Genomic DNA, 13,758 nt, shown 5'->3' on the forward strand with positions numbered 1-13,758 from the left:
AAGCGACCAGCCCGGGTCGAAGGGAGCCGCGCCGTGGCACCGCAACTGGAGCAGGAGGACGGGGTACTCGCCGCTAACCACGGGCCGAACAACGTGGTCGTCGAGGCGGCGAGCAACGTCGTGCCGCAGCTGACGTCCGGCGACACGGTGCTGCTGCGCGACGGCGACGCAGATCCGCCGCTTTATCCGGACCGGGTCCTCACCTGTACCAGCGACGGAGAGTTCACCTTCCCGACCATCGAAGACCAGGTCTCACGGGTGCGGCTGCTCAAGGATCACGGCTGCGTCACCGTCTACTCCGTCGGGGGTTATCTCGTCATGCGCAAACCGGGGATCAGGAGATGACTGCGGCCGCCACCGCGTCGGAGCGGACAGCCGGCCACGCCATGACAATCCCGGGCGACCTGCCCGGGCTGCTGCTGGCCCGGCTCACCGTGCTGCCCGCGCTGGTAGCGACGTTCTTCCTGCTGTTTGGGTTCCCGCTGCTGCTGATCGGTGAATTCAAGCCCGTCCCGGTCATCGCCGCCACGGCGATCGCGATCGCCATCGGCGTGCCGCTCACCCTCAAACAAGTGCGCGTCCCCATCCGGGACACGCCGACCTGGGCTCTGGTCGCGATCGTCGTGATCGCGATCGGTTTCTGCGCCTACCAGCTGCACCACCGGTCCGACTTCGTCATCGTCACCCGCGACCCGGCCTCGTACGTGCAGTTCGCCACCTGGATCGCCAAGCACGGCAAGCTGCCCATACCCGAGGACCTGTCGGCGTTCGGCGGCGCGCGCGACCTCGTCCAGTTCCAGAGCTCCGCCTTCTTTCAGGTCGGCAACGTGATCGTGCCGCAGTTCATGGCGGGCCTGCCGATGGTGCTCGGAACCGCGTACTGGTGGGGCGGGACGTCCAGCGCGCTGTCCATGGGCCCGCTGCTCGGCGGTGCCGCCGTGCTGACGTTCGGCGGCCTGGCCGCCCGGCTGATCGGCCCGCGCTGGGCGGTCGCGGCGACGCTGGCCCTGGCGGCGTCGTTCCCTGAGATGCTCACCAGCCGGTCAACCTACAGCGAGCCGCTGGCCCAGATCCTGCTGCTCGGCGGCATATGCCTGTTCCTCGACTCGGAGCGAGCCGGCGGCGACCGCGCCAAGCAGGTGCTCGCCGCCGTGGCCGGGCTCGCGCTCGGCATCCTGCTGCTGGTCCGGCTGGACGGTGCCAGCGACACGCTGCCCATCCTGCCCTGGTGCGGGGGACTGCTGCTGGCCCGTCGCCCGCAGGCGATTCCGCTGTTCGTCGGCTTCGTCGTCGGCACGCTCTACGGCTTCGTCGACGGGGTGTTCCTCGCCCGCCCCTACCTGAAGCTCAACATCTCCTCGGTGGAACCGCTGGCGCTGCTGATAGTCGTGCTGATCGTCGGGACGATGGTGACCGTCCTGGCGGTCCAGCGAGGATTCCGGTTCCCCCGGCCGCGCTGGCTGCCCGCCGCGGCGGCTGCCCTGCCCCCGCTGGTTCTGGCGGGCGCGGCGGCGCGGGTAGTCATCGCGCCGCCGGGCATCACCCAGTACGACTACTCGCGCCATGCGCTGGAGTGGATCATCTGGTGGGTCGGCGCGCCCATCGTCCTGGCCGCCACGGCGGGCGCGGCGCTGCTCGCGTACCGGGTGCTGCGCGGTCGGCAGCCGGAGTGGGCGCTGCCGCTGGCGGTGTTCGGGTGGACGATCGTGGTGTTCCTCATCCGCCCGGCCATCACGCCCGACATGCCCTGGGCGAGCAGGAGACTGGTCCCCGCCGTCCTGCCCGGATGCATCCTTCTCGCGGCATGGGGAGCGTCGTGGCTGACCAGGCAGCTCGAGGAACACGACTACGCCGGCCTCCCGGCGAGGCTGTTCGCCGCCTGCTGCGGGGTCGCGCTCGTCGCGGTGCCCGCGTGGATCTCGTTCCAGCCGCACCTAGGCCACGGCGGGCTGCAGCTGCGCGGCCTCACCGAGTCGAACACCTACCGCGGCGAAGTCACCGCGGTGGACGAGATGTGCGCCGCGATACCGCCGGACTCCACCGTCGTGGTCATCGACGGCCCGATCGCCGACCGGCTGCTCGAGAACATCCGGGGCGACTGCGGCGTGCCAGCGGCCCGGCTGCCTGACGTAACCGTCACCAAGGTCAAGCAGGTGATCAAGGACATCGACGGAACCGGGCGGCGTGCCGTCCTGCTCGGTTCCGCCAAAACCGAGTTCAACCCCTACCCAGACGGGACAGTGGAGCAAGTAATGAACCTGCACACTCAGTTCGACGCCCACGACCTGAACGGCGTACCGAGGTCGACCCGGTCCTACTCGATCATCGTGTGGATGTGGGAGAAGGACCGATGAATCCTTTCGTGACCGTCATACTCCCCTGCTACAACGAGGAGGGGCACGTCATCGCCGAGGTGGACCGGATCACGAAGGCGATGGACGACAGCGGCTACAGTTACGAGCTGCTCGCCATCGACGACGGCTCCACCGACCAGACCCTCGCGAGGCTGCGCGAGGCGGCACCGAGCTTTCCGCGCCTGCAGGTGGTCCCGATGCCGCGCAACGGAGGCTCCGGAGCCGTCCGGCGGATCGGTACCCAGCGGGCGCAGGGCGAGATCGTGGTGTGGACCGACGCCGACATGACCTACCCCAACGAGCGGATCCCCGAACTGGTCCGGGTGCTTGAGAAGGACCCGACGGTGGACCAGGTGGTTGGCGCCCGCACCAGCGAGCAGGGCACCTACAAGATCCTCCGCGTGCCGGCCAAGTGGTTCATCCGCAAGTTCGCCGAACGGCTCGCCGGCGCGACGATCCCGGACCTCAACTCGGGGCTGCGCGCGTTCCGCCGCGAGGTGGCGCTGCCGTACCTGCGGCTGCTGCCCGATGGGTTCTCCTGCGTCACCACGATCACGCTGGCGTTCCTGTCCAACAACCACGAGGTCCAGTACGTCCCGATCGACTACGCCCAGCGGGCCGGCAAGTCCAAGTTCAAGTTCGTCTCCGACGTCTACAAGTACATCCTGCAGATCCTGCGGATGACGATGTACTTCAACCCCCTCAAGGTGCTGATGCCGCTGGCCCTGACGCTGCTGGCGATCGGCGGGCTGAAGGCGATCTACGACGTGGTCGACCACCCGGTGCACATCGCCGACGACACCGTGCTGGTCTTCATTACCGGGCTGATCATCGGGTCGCTCGCGCTGCTCGGCGACCTCGTGGTCCGCTCCCGAGCGAATGCATGAGCGGCGCCACCACGGCGTCAGGAGCGAATGCCGCCGAGGCCACGGACCGGGCGCGGTCACGGGCCTCAGCGAGCGCGGCACGGTCCGCGGCGAAACCGGCGAGCGCCTCCGCCAGCGCCTTGGCGTCCCCCGGCGGCACCAGGACAGCCGCATCGCTGAACGCCCTGCGCTGCGGCGCCGTGTCGGAGGTCACGATCGCGCAGCCCGCCGCGGCACCCTGGAAGACCTTATTGGGCACCACGCGGCGGGCCTTGTCGCCGGTGCCGAATATCCCCAGGCACACGTCGTGACCGGCGACCAGCGCGGGCAGCTCCTCGGACGGGATCCAGTCCAGCCAGCGGACCCGGTCGTTGCCCTCGGCTGCCGCGCGGGTGGCGGCGTAGTCCTGCCCGGTGCCGATCATGGTCACCTCGATCTCCTTGCCCGCTAGCAGCGCGAGCGCCTCGCCGATCACCGGCGCGCCCTGCAGCGGCGTGTACAGCCCGTAGAAAACGACGCGCAGCGCGCCCCCCGCGTGATCGGATACGGGCCCGAACCACGCAGACGGGGCCCCGACCGGCACCACCACGGCGCGGTCGCCGTACCGTCCGGGCAGCGTCTCGAGATGCTCAGGGGTGTCGACCGCGACGACGTCCGCGACCCGCAGCGCCGCGGAGTCGATAGCGCGCAGCAGCGCCTTGCGCGGCCCGCCGTCGAGCCCGCGATCCTGGCCGGTGCCGCTGGCGGACACCATATGATCCAGCACGATCGTCGTCCTGGGGAACAGCAGCCGGGCCAGGTGCACATCGAAGTGGCCCAGGTAACCGACGACCACCGCATCAGGCCGCCACCGCGAGCGCCGCGACTTGAGCGCCAGCTCCGCCCACCGGTTCGCCAGCCGGGCGGCCAGCGCCGGAAGCCGCCACGGCTGCGTCAGCAGCTTCACACGGGCCGCGGTATCCAGGCCAAGCGGCGCGTTGCACTCGGCGACGTCGACGCCCCGGTCCCGCAGGCCCTCGGCTATCGTTTTGATCCGCGGGTGCAGCCTGGTGTCATAAGTTCCGAACAGCAGTACGCGCATGCGATACCCCAGTGTTTCGATCGTTATTATCGAGAACCACCGGATGAAGAAAATACTACGGTCCAGGCTCCTCCGCCGGACGTTCCCGCCGGCGGCACTCGGCTACGGCGGGTACGAGATCGCCCGCGAGTGGCAAGAGATTGTCCGTGCGCTGGGGAGGCTCAGCCCGCTCGGCATCGTCGGCATGCTGTTCATCGGGCAGCTCGGCAACTACCTGCCGGGCCCGGTGTGGCCGGTGCACTCAACCGGGGCGGGCGGCCCGGCCTGCCACGGGCCTGCGACTGGAAGGCGGTCACTGGCGCCTTGCGGTCGTCCGGGTAGCGCAGGACACCGCTGTCGACCTCCCGCCGGTTCTCGGCACTTGACCTGGAACGCGACGCCGTCGGCCGGCTCCTCGTGGGCTATGGCGAAGTCGGCGGCCTGCTCGCAGCCGAGCGGGATGTCACCGGACGGATCGGGATGGGTCCGCCAGTCGTGCGCCCGCGGCTGCCTGACGACGGTCACGTCAGCGTTGGTGGCGCCGCGGACCGGGTCGCGCTCGGGGTTGCGCGATATCCTTGGCGGCCACCAGTCGCCGCGCGGTGAGCGCGACCACGTCGGCGGCGACGGTCCTCGCCAGCGCTGATGGCATCCGCATCGCCGTCGGCGAGTCACCGAAGGCGTTCAATCGTTCCGTCGATGGATCCGCCGCGCGATCGGGAGCCTGCCGCGCCGCGGCACCTCCGCCCTCCGCGACGCCTGTCATTGTGTCCGCTTCCTCAGGTCCGTCTCCGCGCCCCGAGAATAACCTGTATTGTCGATCGGGTTAGTTAGAAATATTCAGTTCGCTGGAGAGTGATCATGAGTGTCGCGCCCGTCCGGGTAACTGTGGTCGGGACCGGCTATCTCGGACTGACGCAGGCCGTCTGCATGGCGGACCTCGGGCACGAGGTTCTCGCGATTGACGCGGACCCTAAGAAGCTGGCCCAAGCGGCGGCGGGGAACGCCCCGTTCTTCGAGCCCGGCCTTGAGCCGCTGCTACGGAAGAACCTGGATGCCAAGCGGCTGCGGTTCACCGACTCCTATGCGGAGATCGGCGCCTTCGGCGACGTGCACTTCCTGTGCGTGGGCACGCCCCAACTCGCGGACGGTCAGGCCGACCTGTCTCAGCTGGACGCGGCCGCCGACTCGCTCGCGCCGCGTTTGTCCAGAGAAAGCCTGGTGGTAGGCAAGTCCACGGTGCCGGTTGGCACGGCACGCAGGCTCCTCGCCAGGATCCGGTCCGCTGCCCCGGCAGGTGAGGTGGTCGACCTGGCCTGGAATCCCGAGTTTCTCCGCGAGGGACACGCTATCGCCGACAGCCTCACCCCGGACCGGATCGTGCTCGGCACGCTGGGGCCCTCGGCCGAGAGGCTGCTGCGCGAGGTCTACGCCACGCCGCTGGCAGCCGGGGTACCGCTGCTGGTGACCGGCCTCGAAACAGCCGAACTCGTGAAGGTATCGGCCAACGCTTTCCTTGCCACCAAGATCTCGTTCATCAACATGGTCGCCGAGGTATGCGAGAAGACCGGCGCGGACGTCATCGAGCTCGCCGAGGCCCTCGGGCTCGACGTGCGGATCGGCCGCCAGTTCCTCTCTCCGGGCTTGGGCTTCGGCGGCGGTTGCCTGCCCAAGGACATCCGCGCGTTCAGGGCGGTCGCGTCCCAGCTGGGCGCGGAGTCGCTGTCCACACTGCTTGGCGTGGTCGACCGGGCAAACACCGGCCGCCGGGAGCGGGTGGTGGCGCTGACGCGCGCCGCCGCGCCTGGCGGCTCCCTGAACGGCGCGCGGGTGGCGGTGCTCGGCCTGGCGTTCAAGCCGGGCAGCGACGACATCCGCGACTCGCCAAGTCTGGACGTCTGCGCTCAGCTAGCCGAAGCCGGGGCCATCGTGACCGGTCACGACCCGGTGGCCATCGCCAACGCCGCCAGTGCGTGCCCTGAGCTGCGGTACGCGTCCTCGGCGCTCGAGGCCGCCGAGGACGCCGATGTGCTGCTGCACCTCACCGAGTGGCCGGACTACGGGACGATCGATCCGGCGGCGCTGCGGTCCGTGGTGGCACACCCGGTCCTCGTCGACGCCCGCTGCACACTTGACGCGGCTGTCTGGGCGGACGCTGGCTGGACGGTTTACGCACCCGGCAGGCCTGCCGTTACTCTGGCCCGATCGGGCGACGCTGCGAGATTGTTATCCCTGCTGACGGCCGGCGCGCAGCGCCGGCCGTCAGCAGGGAAGCCTGATCGCACCAACTCCCGGCAGGTGCTCGGACTCTGGTTTGGCGGGCTGATCCTGATCTCGTTGGGAGGACCATCTCGCCTGGCTTCCGCGGTTGGCCGGTTGCCTAGTCCGCGTTTCGGCGTGAATGGGCAGGCGGGCTTCACCATCTGCCATACGCCGTGGCTGCTACGTGGCGTGATCACCTTGAGCGCGGCCTGGTGTGGATCCGCCCGCCGACCGAGATGGAGATTTGCCGTCGGGTGTCGAAGGACCAGCATGCGGTTCACCTGCGCGAGTTCACCGAGACATACGTCCAGGTGGAACTGCATCTCCGGGCTGGCACTGTGGCGCGCGAGATTCAAGCTGGCCTGATCGACGGCGGTCAGGGCGCCGGGGGTTCACCCCGTCAGGCGCGGTGTCCGGCGGGCGAGGGGCCTGGATGGTGCCCCGTCTACCGCCTTTCGGGCCGGCGGGCAGCTTATCTGCGGGCTTGGGGCTTTCATTGGGCCAGGGGTGGGGATGAGTAGGGGTGGCCGGAGGACAATGGATGGCAGTCTGCAGACCAGCTGCCCGGCCGGCAGCGAGCCCAAGGGGATTGCGATGCCGTGGTTTCCGGACTTCATCAGTGCCGCGGAGTTGGCCCGCAGGCAGACTCGCGCCGCAGGTCAGGCTGATCCGGTCGCGCAGTACATCACCGCGCTGAACAAAGGTGACATCCACGCTATGGAGTCTGTGTGGCCGGGCGAGGTGGTGGTCTATGATCCCCGCGCCGGCGAGATCCGCGGCCACAAGCAGCTGCGCCGGTTTGTCAGCCAGAATCAATCCTGGCTGGCCGGACGCCACGCCCGGATCGAGACCGTGGCCTCCACGAGTGCCGGCGGGCGGGCGGTGGTAGAACTGCTGGGGCACCTAGCAGGCGACGGGCCGGAACTGGCCTGGCCGGTGGCGGTCGTCGCCGAATCCCCTGACGACCGGTCGGTGGTGTTCCGCACTTACTGCAGCCAACAGCCGGTCGACGGACGGCGTCACGTTAGGTCTCCCATACTCAGGCCCGGGATCGGCCGCCTTGGTGATGTCGTCGGCCGCTACCAGACGGCGCTAAACGCTGGTGACGCCGACGCGATCGTCGGCACTTTCGCGCCGGACGGGTACTACCGTGAGCCCATCGGCCCGCACCTTGCCCATCGCGGCACCGTCGAACTTCGTTCGTTCTTCACTAGGTGCTTCAGTGCCGGCGGCGGCGTCAGCCTGCAGCACTGCGTCGTGACCGATGACGGCGTGCGCTGCGCGGTGGAGTTCAACTGTCTTCGCTGGGGCAGCCGCGACCTGCCGCCCCAGGCCGGCATCGCGGTCTATGAACGCGGCCAGGATGGGCGACTGGCCGCGGTCCGCATGTACGACGACATAGAAGCACCCATCTCTCTGGTTGACGCGTAACTGGTGGCCGACGAGGCCAGAACGGAGCTGCCGAGATGGCGCATTATGACGTGATCGTGTTCGGCGGAGGGGCGCCGGGGGAGCATTGCGCCGGGGCGCTCGCCGCCCGCGGACTGCGCGTCGCCGTCGTTGAGCGCGAGCTGGTCGGGGGTGAATGCTCCTACTGGGCGTGCATTCCGTCGAAGTCGCTGCTGCGCCCGGGCGAAGCGGTGCATGGCGCACGCGAGGCCGCTGCCAGCGCTCAGGTTGACATCCAAGCGGCGCTGGCCTGGCGGGACTTCATGGTGTCGAACTATTCCGACGCCGGCCAGCAGCAATGGCTGGAAAGCCGTGGCATTGACCTGCTGCGCGGCGCGGGCAAGCTGGCTGGCACGGGCGTGGTGGAAGTCGACGGCGTCCGCCACAGCGCGGAGCACGTCGTCGTGGCGACGGGCGCGGAACCGATCATCCCGCCGGTCCCTGGACTGCGTGACCTTGCGGGCGTCTGGGGTACGCGCGAGGCCACCAGCATGAAGGCCGTCCCGCGGCGCCTGCTCGTCCTGGGCGGCGGGGCCGCGGGAGTGGAGCTTGCGCAGGTCGTGCGGCGCCTGGGCGGCGAGGCAGTGATCATTGAGGGTGCCGAGCGGGTGCTGCCGCGCGAGGCCGCGCTGCTGGGTCAGGCGCTGGGCGAGGCGCTGCGTCAGGACGGGATCGAGCTGGTACTCGGGAAGCGGGCCACCGGGGCACGGCGGGAAGGTGACGATTACGTCCTGGGTTTCGATCACGGCCCTGAGCTTCGGGGCGACCGGCTGCTCGTCGCGACTGGCCGGCGCCCGCGCGTCGCCGGGATCGGCCTGGAAACCGTCGGTGTAACGGCCGACCCCGACCGGGGCATCCCGGTTGACGACTATCTGCGCGCGGGCGAGCGGCTCTGGGCCATCGGGGACGTCAACGGCATCTGGCCGCTCACCCATGTCGGCGAGTACGAGGGCGATGTCGTCGCGGCGAACATCGCCGGCGAGGCGCGTCCGGCGAACTACGAAGCCGTTCCCCGTGTCGCCTACACCGATCCGCAGGCCGCGGCGGTGGGCGCGGCCGAAGCGAAGTACACGGCGACCGCGCTGCTGTCAGAAGAGCCGAAGATCGCCACCTATACCCACGCCTACGCCGAATCCAATGGCTTCCTGACACTGCTCAGCGACGGCCAGCGGCTCACCGGCGCTTACGCCCTCGGGCCAGAGGCCGGCGAGTGGCTTCAGCAGGCCACGCTTGCCATCCGCGCGCACGTCCCGGTCGAGGTGCTGAGCGACATGATCCAGCCCTTCCCCAGCTTCTCCGGGATCTACAACGCGGCACTGACGGCGCTGCACATGCAGATAGCGGACATGCCGCCACCGACCCGGCCGATGGCGGCTCAGGCCGCGAGCCTGTCCCGATGAAACATCGAGCGGCAGTTCACTGCACCGGCGATCACGCGGTCCGGCCGCCGTCGATGTACAGGATCTCTCCGGTGACGTACGGCGCTGATTCCAGGTATAGAACGCCGTCCACGATGTCACTGACCTGGCCCACGCGCCCGAGCGGTGGCAGTTTCCCCGCGAGTGCTTCTGGCGCGTAGGACTCGGCCGGGTGCAGCGGGGTCTGGGTGATGCCCGGTGCGACGGCATTGACGCGAACGCCGCGGGAGGCATACTCGACGGCCAGCGATTTAGTGACTGCGGCGAGGCCGCCCTTGGTCAGCGCGGTCAGCGCGGTCGGCTCCACGGCGTCTGCGTGGGCCGCGATGCTGGCGCTGACATTGACGACATGACCGCCGTGCTGCTTGAGCATCCGGCCGATGGCGCGCTGGGTCAGCCAGAAGAATCCGGCCAGGTTGACACCGGTGACCAGCGCGTAATCCTCGGCGGTGTAGTCCGTGAAGGGCTTGGCGAGAAAGACGCCCGCGTTGTTGACCAGGGTGTCGACGCGGCCGAAGCGATCGAGCGCCTGGCCGATGATCCGGTCGGCAGTGGCCTGTTCGGAGACGTCGCCCTGCACCGTGAGGATGCCCGGGTCCTTCGACGGCTGGATGCTGAGCGAATTCGCCACGACCGCCCAGCCTCGCTGCCGGTACCCGTCGACCAGGCCGGCGCCGATTCCCTGCGAGCCGCCCGTGATGATGGCTACCTTCTGCTCCGTTTCGGTCACGGCTTTCTCCGGTCTCGGCTGCTCACGGCCGCGGGATCGCTCGGGTGCGGCGTGAGCGGCGTGAGTTCCGCCGTCATCCACGGGTCGAGCGGAAGCGCCTTCACAATGGCTTGCATCTCCGCGCTGTCGCCGGCCCGGTACAAGCCTAGAGCGCGCCTGTGACCAGAAAGTGCCCACAGCCGCTCGAGGTGTCCCTGGTCAGCCAGTTCGCGTGCGCGTACGGCCTCGCGCGCCTCGGCCTCTTCCACCGCTTGGCGGGGCGTGCCGTCCGGGATCGTGATCACGAAGGTGGCCAGGAATTCGGTGCCTGACCGGCCTGGCCGGGTGCCCGGGCCCGGGTCGTTGGGGTGCGGCGCGAGCGGCGTCACCTGGTCGGTTCGCCAGATCTTCAATGGCATCGAAGCCAGGGTCTGCTGGAGCTGACCGGCGTCGGCGGCGGCGAACAGGCCGAGACTGCGCCATTCGCCCGGCTGCAGCGGCGGGCGCCACAACCGCACCAGCCGGCCCTCCGCGGCCAGGTCACGCGAATGTGCGGCCTCGCGGGCACGGACATCGTCGACCGCCTGCCCCGGCGTCCCGTCCGGTACATGAGTTGTCATCGTGACGAGGTACTCCATGTTGATCCTCCATCGCTGAGCGGGCCGCCGCCTGCAGGGTTTCACGGCGCCGCTCGACAGCGGTCCGAGCGCTTCCGTCCCGAATCACAGCAGCGAGGTGAGGTCGGCCACGATGTCCGCCGCTGGCTGCGACTTCCTCGCAAGCGCGACGCCTTGCCCGGCCCACATAGACAGCGCTTCGATGTCACCTGTGGTCCCGGTCATCGGCGGCGCCGGCTCGTACCGGACGATTGCTTCGCCCGAGGCAAAGTGTGCGATCACCTCGCCCGCTCCCGGCCGCTGTGCGAGTGGGGGACGGCCTGCGGCCTGCCAGGCATCGGCGGTCGAGTTGCGGAGGGCGCGGTGGGGAGAGTCGGGCCACCCGACCGAGTACAGGTTCGGGTACCGCTGCGGATCGGTTTCGGTCGCGGCTATGAGTCGGTGCCGGTAGTCCTCATGGATCGGCATCTCCTCGGCCAGCAGGAACCGCGTGCCCAGCCACGCGGCCTGGGCGCCCAGGGCGAGCACCGCGGCGACGCCGCGGGCATCGCCGATTCCGCCGGCCGCGATCACCGGCACCGGCGCCACCGCGTCCACCACCGCTGGTACAAGTGGAAGTGTCGCGACGGTACCCCACACGTGCCCGCCGGCCTCCCAGCCCTGCGCGACGACCACGTCCACACCGGACGCGACGGCCCGCCGTGCTTCCTCGGCCGTGCCGACCGTGTGCAGGACAATCCCCCCGGCGTCGTGGACCTGCTCGATGTAGCCGCTGGGATCACCCAGGAAAAACGACACGATCCGCAAGCCGGCGTCGAGGGCCTGGTCAAGGCGATGGTGCCGATCTTCAGTGAGTACGAGGTTGCCGGAAAACGGCTGCGCGGTCAGCGCCGCCGTCTCCCGGACCACGGCTCCGACGTCGTCCGACCACGTCAGGGTCAGCATGCCGAGCGCGCCGGCATTCGAGACCGCCGCGGCCAGCCGGGGAACCGCAACCATGGGCGCCAGGACTATCGGCTGTTCAATCCCGAGCAGCTCGCACACCGGGGTGCGCATCGCGTTCACCCCTTGTCCGGCTCGACGTACGAGGTCGGCGCCGACGCCGGGGACCGCCGGTCCCAGCCGTGAAACTTCGAGTAGTCGCCGGCGTCCCAGGCTTCACGAAGACCCGGGGTGCTGAGATCCCAATCCGGGCGGATCTCGCTGGTGGCGGCGCGCAGGTCATGCCACAGGTCGTAGAACGACGGGCGGCCCCAGAACCAGTAGCCGTTGTAGACGCTGTGGATGACCAGCCCCGGCTTGAGCACCAGCGTGTGCGGGATCATGGGGTTGTGCTCGGGGTCGGTGTACTCGGCGATGTCGAGGTCCTGCTGGACGGTCCGGCCGGGATCGGACAGGAAGGTCCACTGGGCGCCCACCGAGGCGCGGAACTCCTGCAGGGTGTGATGGTCGTCGGTGGCGATGGTGGCGACCTGGGTGTAGGCCACCGCGATCTTTGGGTAGTTGGCCGCCAACTCCAGGTGCTGCTGGTGCTCTTTCGGGCAGTAGTTGCCGCGCGCCAGGGTGAGGATCAGCGGATCGCGGCCCTGAAGCTCGCTCAGCGTGCGGACGGTGCCGGTGTGGTCGGGCAGCGCATAATCGGGGAAGATGCCGCCGGGGACGATGTCGGAACGCACGCGATGGCCGCCTCTCATCCGTCGCGACGAGCGTCGCCCCGACGGTGCTCGTGTCGGTTTGCCCCAAGGACCTGTCCGTTACCAGGACACGCCTGTGTGCCTGCCGATAGGGGTGCCCGTCAGGGCTCATGTCCACACGTCCGGCTCGGAGCCGGCGGCAGGAGCGTGCCATGGATCAGGCCGCCGGGAGCCGTGGGCGTACTCTGGCCATGCGGCGGGGCAACCCATACGCCCCGCATCCGTCGGAAGCGTGGCGGAAACCCAAACCGGCGGAGGTGCCAGATGGCCGAGTTCCCACCGCCCTCAGAGGACATTGTGCTGGCCCACTTCATCGTCTCAGACGATGTGGAGCGCTCCCGGCGCTTCTACACCGACGTTCTCGGCGGCCGGGTAGCCTTCTCTGGCCCCGGAGGGCTGACCTACGTCGCGCTATCCAACTGCTGGATCATCATCAATGTCGGCGGAGGCCCGACCGATGACAAGCCCACCGTCACCCTGCAGACGCCACGCGACCCCGACCGGGTCAGCAGCTTCCTCAACATCCGGGTCAAAGACATCGAGGCCGTGTACGCCGAATGGAGCGCCCGGGGCGCTCAATTCCTGACGCCGCCGAAACAGCACGAGTTTGAGAAGCGCTGTTACATCCGCGATCCCGACGGTCATCTGATCGAGGTGGGGCAAACCACGGACCCACAGGGCGACTGGTCACCCGCTGACTGGCCATCGAGTACAAGCCGAGGGGAGTCCGGGTGAGGAGGTTCCGGTCGTGACCACCGCGGTCATCGGCACTGGAGGGATCGGATCGGTCATCGCCCGCCACCTCGCCTCGGGCGGCGAGACCCTGCTGCTCTCGAGCACCAACAAGGAGTCGGCACGAACACTGGCGGCACAGATCGGCCGGGCTGCGGTCGTCGCCGCCGGCAACCGCGACGTGTTGCAAGGCGTCGATGCCGTCGTCCTCGCGCTGCGGTTTACCGTACTGAAGGCCGTCATAGACGAGATCGCCGACTCGCTAGCCGGCAAGCTCGTGGTCGTTCCGAGCAACCCGCTCAGCACCGACGCGCAAGGTAACGTCTCACGCATCCTGCCGGAAGGGCAATCCTCTGGGAAGGTCGTGGCCGGGTGGTTGCCGGCGGGGACCCACTTGGCCATGGCGTTTGGAACCCTGTCGGCCGATCTCTTCGAGTCCTCCAGTAACCGGTCGCCGGAGTCGGCGGTCCTGTTCTACGTGACCGACGACGACCGTGCGGGCGAGGAAGTCGAGCGGTTGATCCGGGCGGCCGGCTTCGAGCCGGTGAAGGCCGGCAGGCTCGAGCAGTCGGGCCGACTCGAGGTGGGCGGCGACCT

General features: G+C 69.1%; 13 protein-coding genes. 8 read left to right on the forward strand and 5 right to left on the reverse strand.

What is annotated here, in order from left to right; all coding sequences use genetic code 11:
• Positions 1–33: 33 nt before the first annotated feature.
• From Q1N79_RS26980 to Q1N79_RS26990, 3 genes are read left to right on the forward strand one after another with little or no spacing between them, the layout of a single operon-like run.
• Positions 34–345: a hypothetical protein gene (locus Q1N79_RS26980; protein ID WP_300613808.1), complete on the forward strand. Its 312-nt coding sequence runs from the start codon at positions 34–36 to the stop codon at positions 343–345.
• A complete protein-coding gene (locus Q1N79_RS26985) occupies positions 342–2,354 on the forward strand; it encodes a hypothetical protein (RefSeq protein ID WP_300613810.1) in 2,013 nt (670 codons plus the stop codon). The genes Q1N79_RS26980 and Q1N79_RS26985 overlap by 4 nt, the downstream gene beginning before the upstream one ends.
• Positions 2,351–3,241: a glycosyltransferase family 2 protein gene (locus Q1N79_RS26990; RefSeq protein ID WP_300613812.1), complete on the forward strand. Its 891-nt coding sequence runs from the start codon at positions 2,351–2,353 to the stop codon at positions 3,239–3,241. Before Q1N79_RS26985 ends, Q1N79_RS26990 begins: the two co-directional genes overlap by 4 nt.
• Here the strand turns inward: Q1N79_RS26990 and Q1N79_RS26995 are convergent.
• Entirely contained in the window at positions 3,183–4,301 is a 1,119-nt protein-coding gene (locus Q1N79_RS26995; RefSeq protein WP_300613814.1) for a glycosyltransferase family 4 protein, read from the reverse strand. The two genes, Q1N79_RS26990 and Q1N79_RS26995, sit on opposite strands and share 59 nt — an antisense overlap.
• Before the next feature lie 840 nt (positions 4,302–5,141).
• Here Q1N79_RS26995 and Q1N79_RS27000 point away from each other — a divergent pair.
• The 3 genes from Q1N79_RS27000 (at position 5,142) to Q1N79_RS27010 (ending at position 9,391) form a co-directional block, all read left to right on the forward strand.
• Positions 5,142–6,908 (forward strand): UDP-glucose/GDP-mannose dehydrogenase family protein, encoded by a 1,767-nt coding sequence (locus Q1N79_RS27000; RefSeq protein ID WP_367185147.1) that lies wholly within the window; start codon positions 5,142–5,144, stop codon positions 6,906–6,908.
• Positions 6,909–7,079: 171 nt separating this feature from the next.
• The gene (locus Q1N79_RS27005) at positions 7,080–7,973 is read left to right on the forward strand and encodes a nuclear transport factor 2 family protein (protein ID WP_300613815.1); all 894 of its coding nucleotides are present in this window, start codon (positions 7,080–7,082) and stop codon (positions 7,971–7,973) included.
• Between the two features lie 35 nt (positions 7,974–8,008).
• A complete protein-coding gene (locus tag Q1N79_RS27010; protein ID WP_300613817.1) occupies positions 8,009–9,391 on the forward strand; it encodes an NAD(P)/FAD-dependent oxidoreductase in 1,383 nt (460 codons plus the stop codon).
• A gap of 31 nt (positions 9,392–9,422) precedes the next feature.
• Here Q1N79_RS27010 and Q1N79_RS27015 read toward each other — a convergent pair whose 3' ends face one another.
• From Q1N79_RS27015 to Q1N79_RS27030, 4 genes are all read right to left on the reverse strand, one after another.
• Complete coding sequence (locus Q1N79_RS27015; protein WP_300613819.1) at positions 9,423–10,139, reverse strand: SDR family NAD(P)-dependent oxidoreductase; 717 nt, start codon at positions 10,137–10,139, stop codon at positions 9,423–9,425.
• Entirely contained in the window at positions 10,136–10,756 is a 621-nt protein-coding gene (locus tag Q1N79_RS27020; protein ID WP_300613821.1) for a muconolactone Delta-isomerase family protein, read from the reverse strand. Before Q1N79_RS27020 ends, Q1N79_RS27015 begins: the two co-directional genes overlap by 4 nt.
• An 84-nt stretch (positions 10,757–10,840) precedes the next feature.
• Positions 10,841–11,791 (reverse strand): nitronate monooxygenase, encoded by a 951-nt coding sequence (locus Q1N79_RS27025; RefSeq protein ID WP_300613823.1) that lies wholly within the window; start codon positions 11,789–11,791, stop codon positions 10,841–10,843.
• Between the two features lie 5 nt (positions 11,792–11,796).
• Positions 11,797–12,411: a peroxiredoxin gene (locus Q1N79_RS27030; protein ID WP_300613825.1), complete on the reverse strand. Its 615-nt coding sequence runs from the start codon at positions 12,409–12,411 to the stop codon at positions 11,797–11,799.
• Positions 12,412–12,693: 282 nt separating this feature from the next.
• Here Q1N79_RS27030 and Q1N79_RS27035 point away from each other — a divergent pair, with 282 nt between their 5' ends.
• The gene (locus Q1N79_RS27035) at positions 12,694–13,164 is read left to right on the forward strand and encodes a VOC family protein (RefSeq protein WP_300613827.1); all 471 of its coding nucleotides are present in this window, start codon (positions 12,694–12,696) and stop codon (positions 13,162–13,164) included.
• Positions 13,165–13,177: 13 nt separating this feature from the next.
• Positions 13,178–13,758, forward strand: a 581-nt coding sequence (locus Q1N79_RS27040) for an NAD(P)-binding domain-containing protein (RefSeq protein ID WP_300613829.1), incomplete at its 3' end; no start/stop codon positions are given.

The sequence above is a fragment of the Trebonia sp. genome (genome assembly GCF_030042015.1).
Lineage (GTDB): Bacteria > Actinomycetota > Actinomycetes > Streptosporangiales > Streptosporangiaceae > Trebonia.

What these genes read in the sequence shown, in the direction of transcription:
- Q1N79_RS27020 (WP_300613821.1), bottom strand. Translation starts at nt 10,756, where the DNA reads ATGGAGTACCTCGTCACGATGACAACTCATGTACCGGACGGGACGCCG.
- Q1N79_RS26985 (WP_300613810.1), top strand. Translation starts at nt 342, where the DNA reads ATGACTGCGGCCGCCACCGCGTCGGAGCGGACAGCCGGCCACGCCATG.
- Q1N79_RS27025 (WP_300613823.1), bottom strand. Translation starts at nt 11,791, where the DNA reads ATGCGCACCCCGGTGTGCGAGCTGCTCGGGATTGAACAGCCGATAGTC.
- Q1N79_RS27005 (WP_300613815.1), top strand. Translation starts at nt 7,080, where the DNA reads ATGGATGGCAGTCTGCAGACCAGCTGCCCGGCCGGCAGCGAGCCCAAG.
- Q1N79_RS27000 (WP_367185147.1), top strand. Translation starts at nt 5,142, where the DNA reads ATGAGTGTCGCGCCCGTCCGGGTAACTGTGGTCGGGACCGGCTATCTC.
- Q1N79_RS27010 (WP_300613817.1), top strand. Translation starts at nt 8,009, where the DNA reads ATGGCGCATTATGACGTGATCGTGTTCGGCGGAGGGGCGCCGGGGGAG.
- Q1N79_RS26990 (WP_300613812.1), top strand. Translation starts at nt 2,351, where the DNA reads ATGAATCCTTTCGTGACCGTCATACTCCCCTGCTACAACGAGGAGGGG.
- Q1N79_RS26995 (WP_300613814.1), bottom strand. Translation starts at nt 4,301, where the DNA reads ATGCGCGTACTGCTGTTCGGAACTTATGACACCAGGCTGCACCCGCGG.
- Q1N79_RS27035 (WP_300613827.1), top strand. Translation starts at nt 12,694, where the DNA reads ATGGCCGAGTTCCCACCGCCCTCAGAGGACATTGTGCTGGCCCACTTC.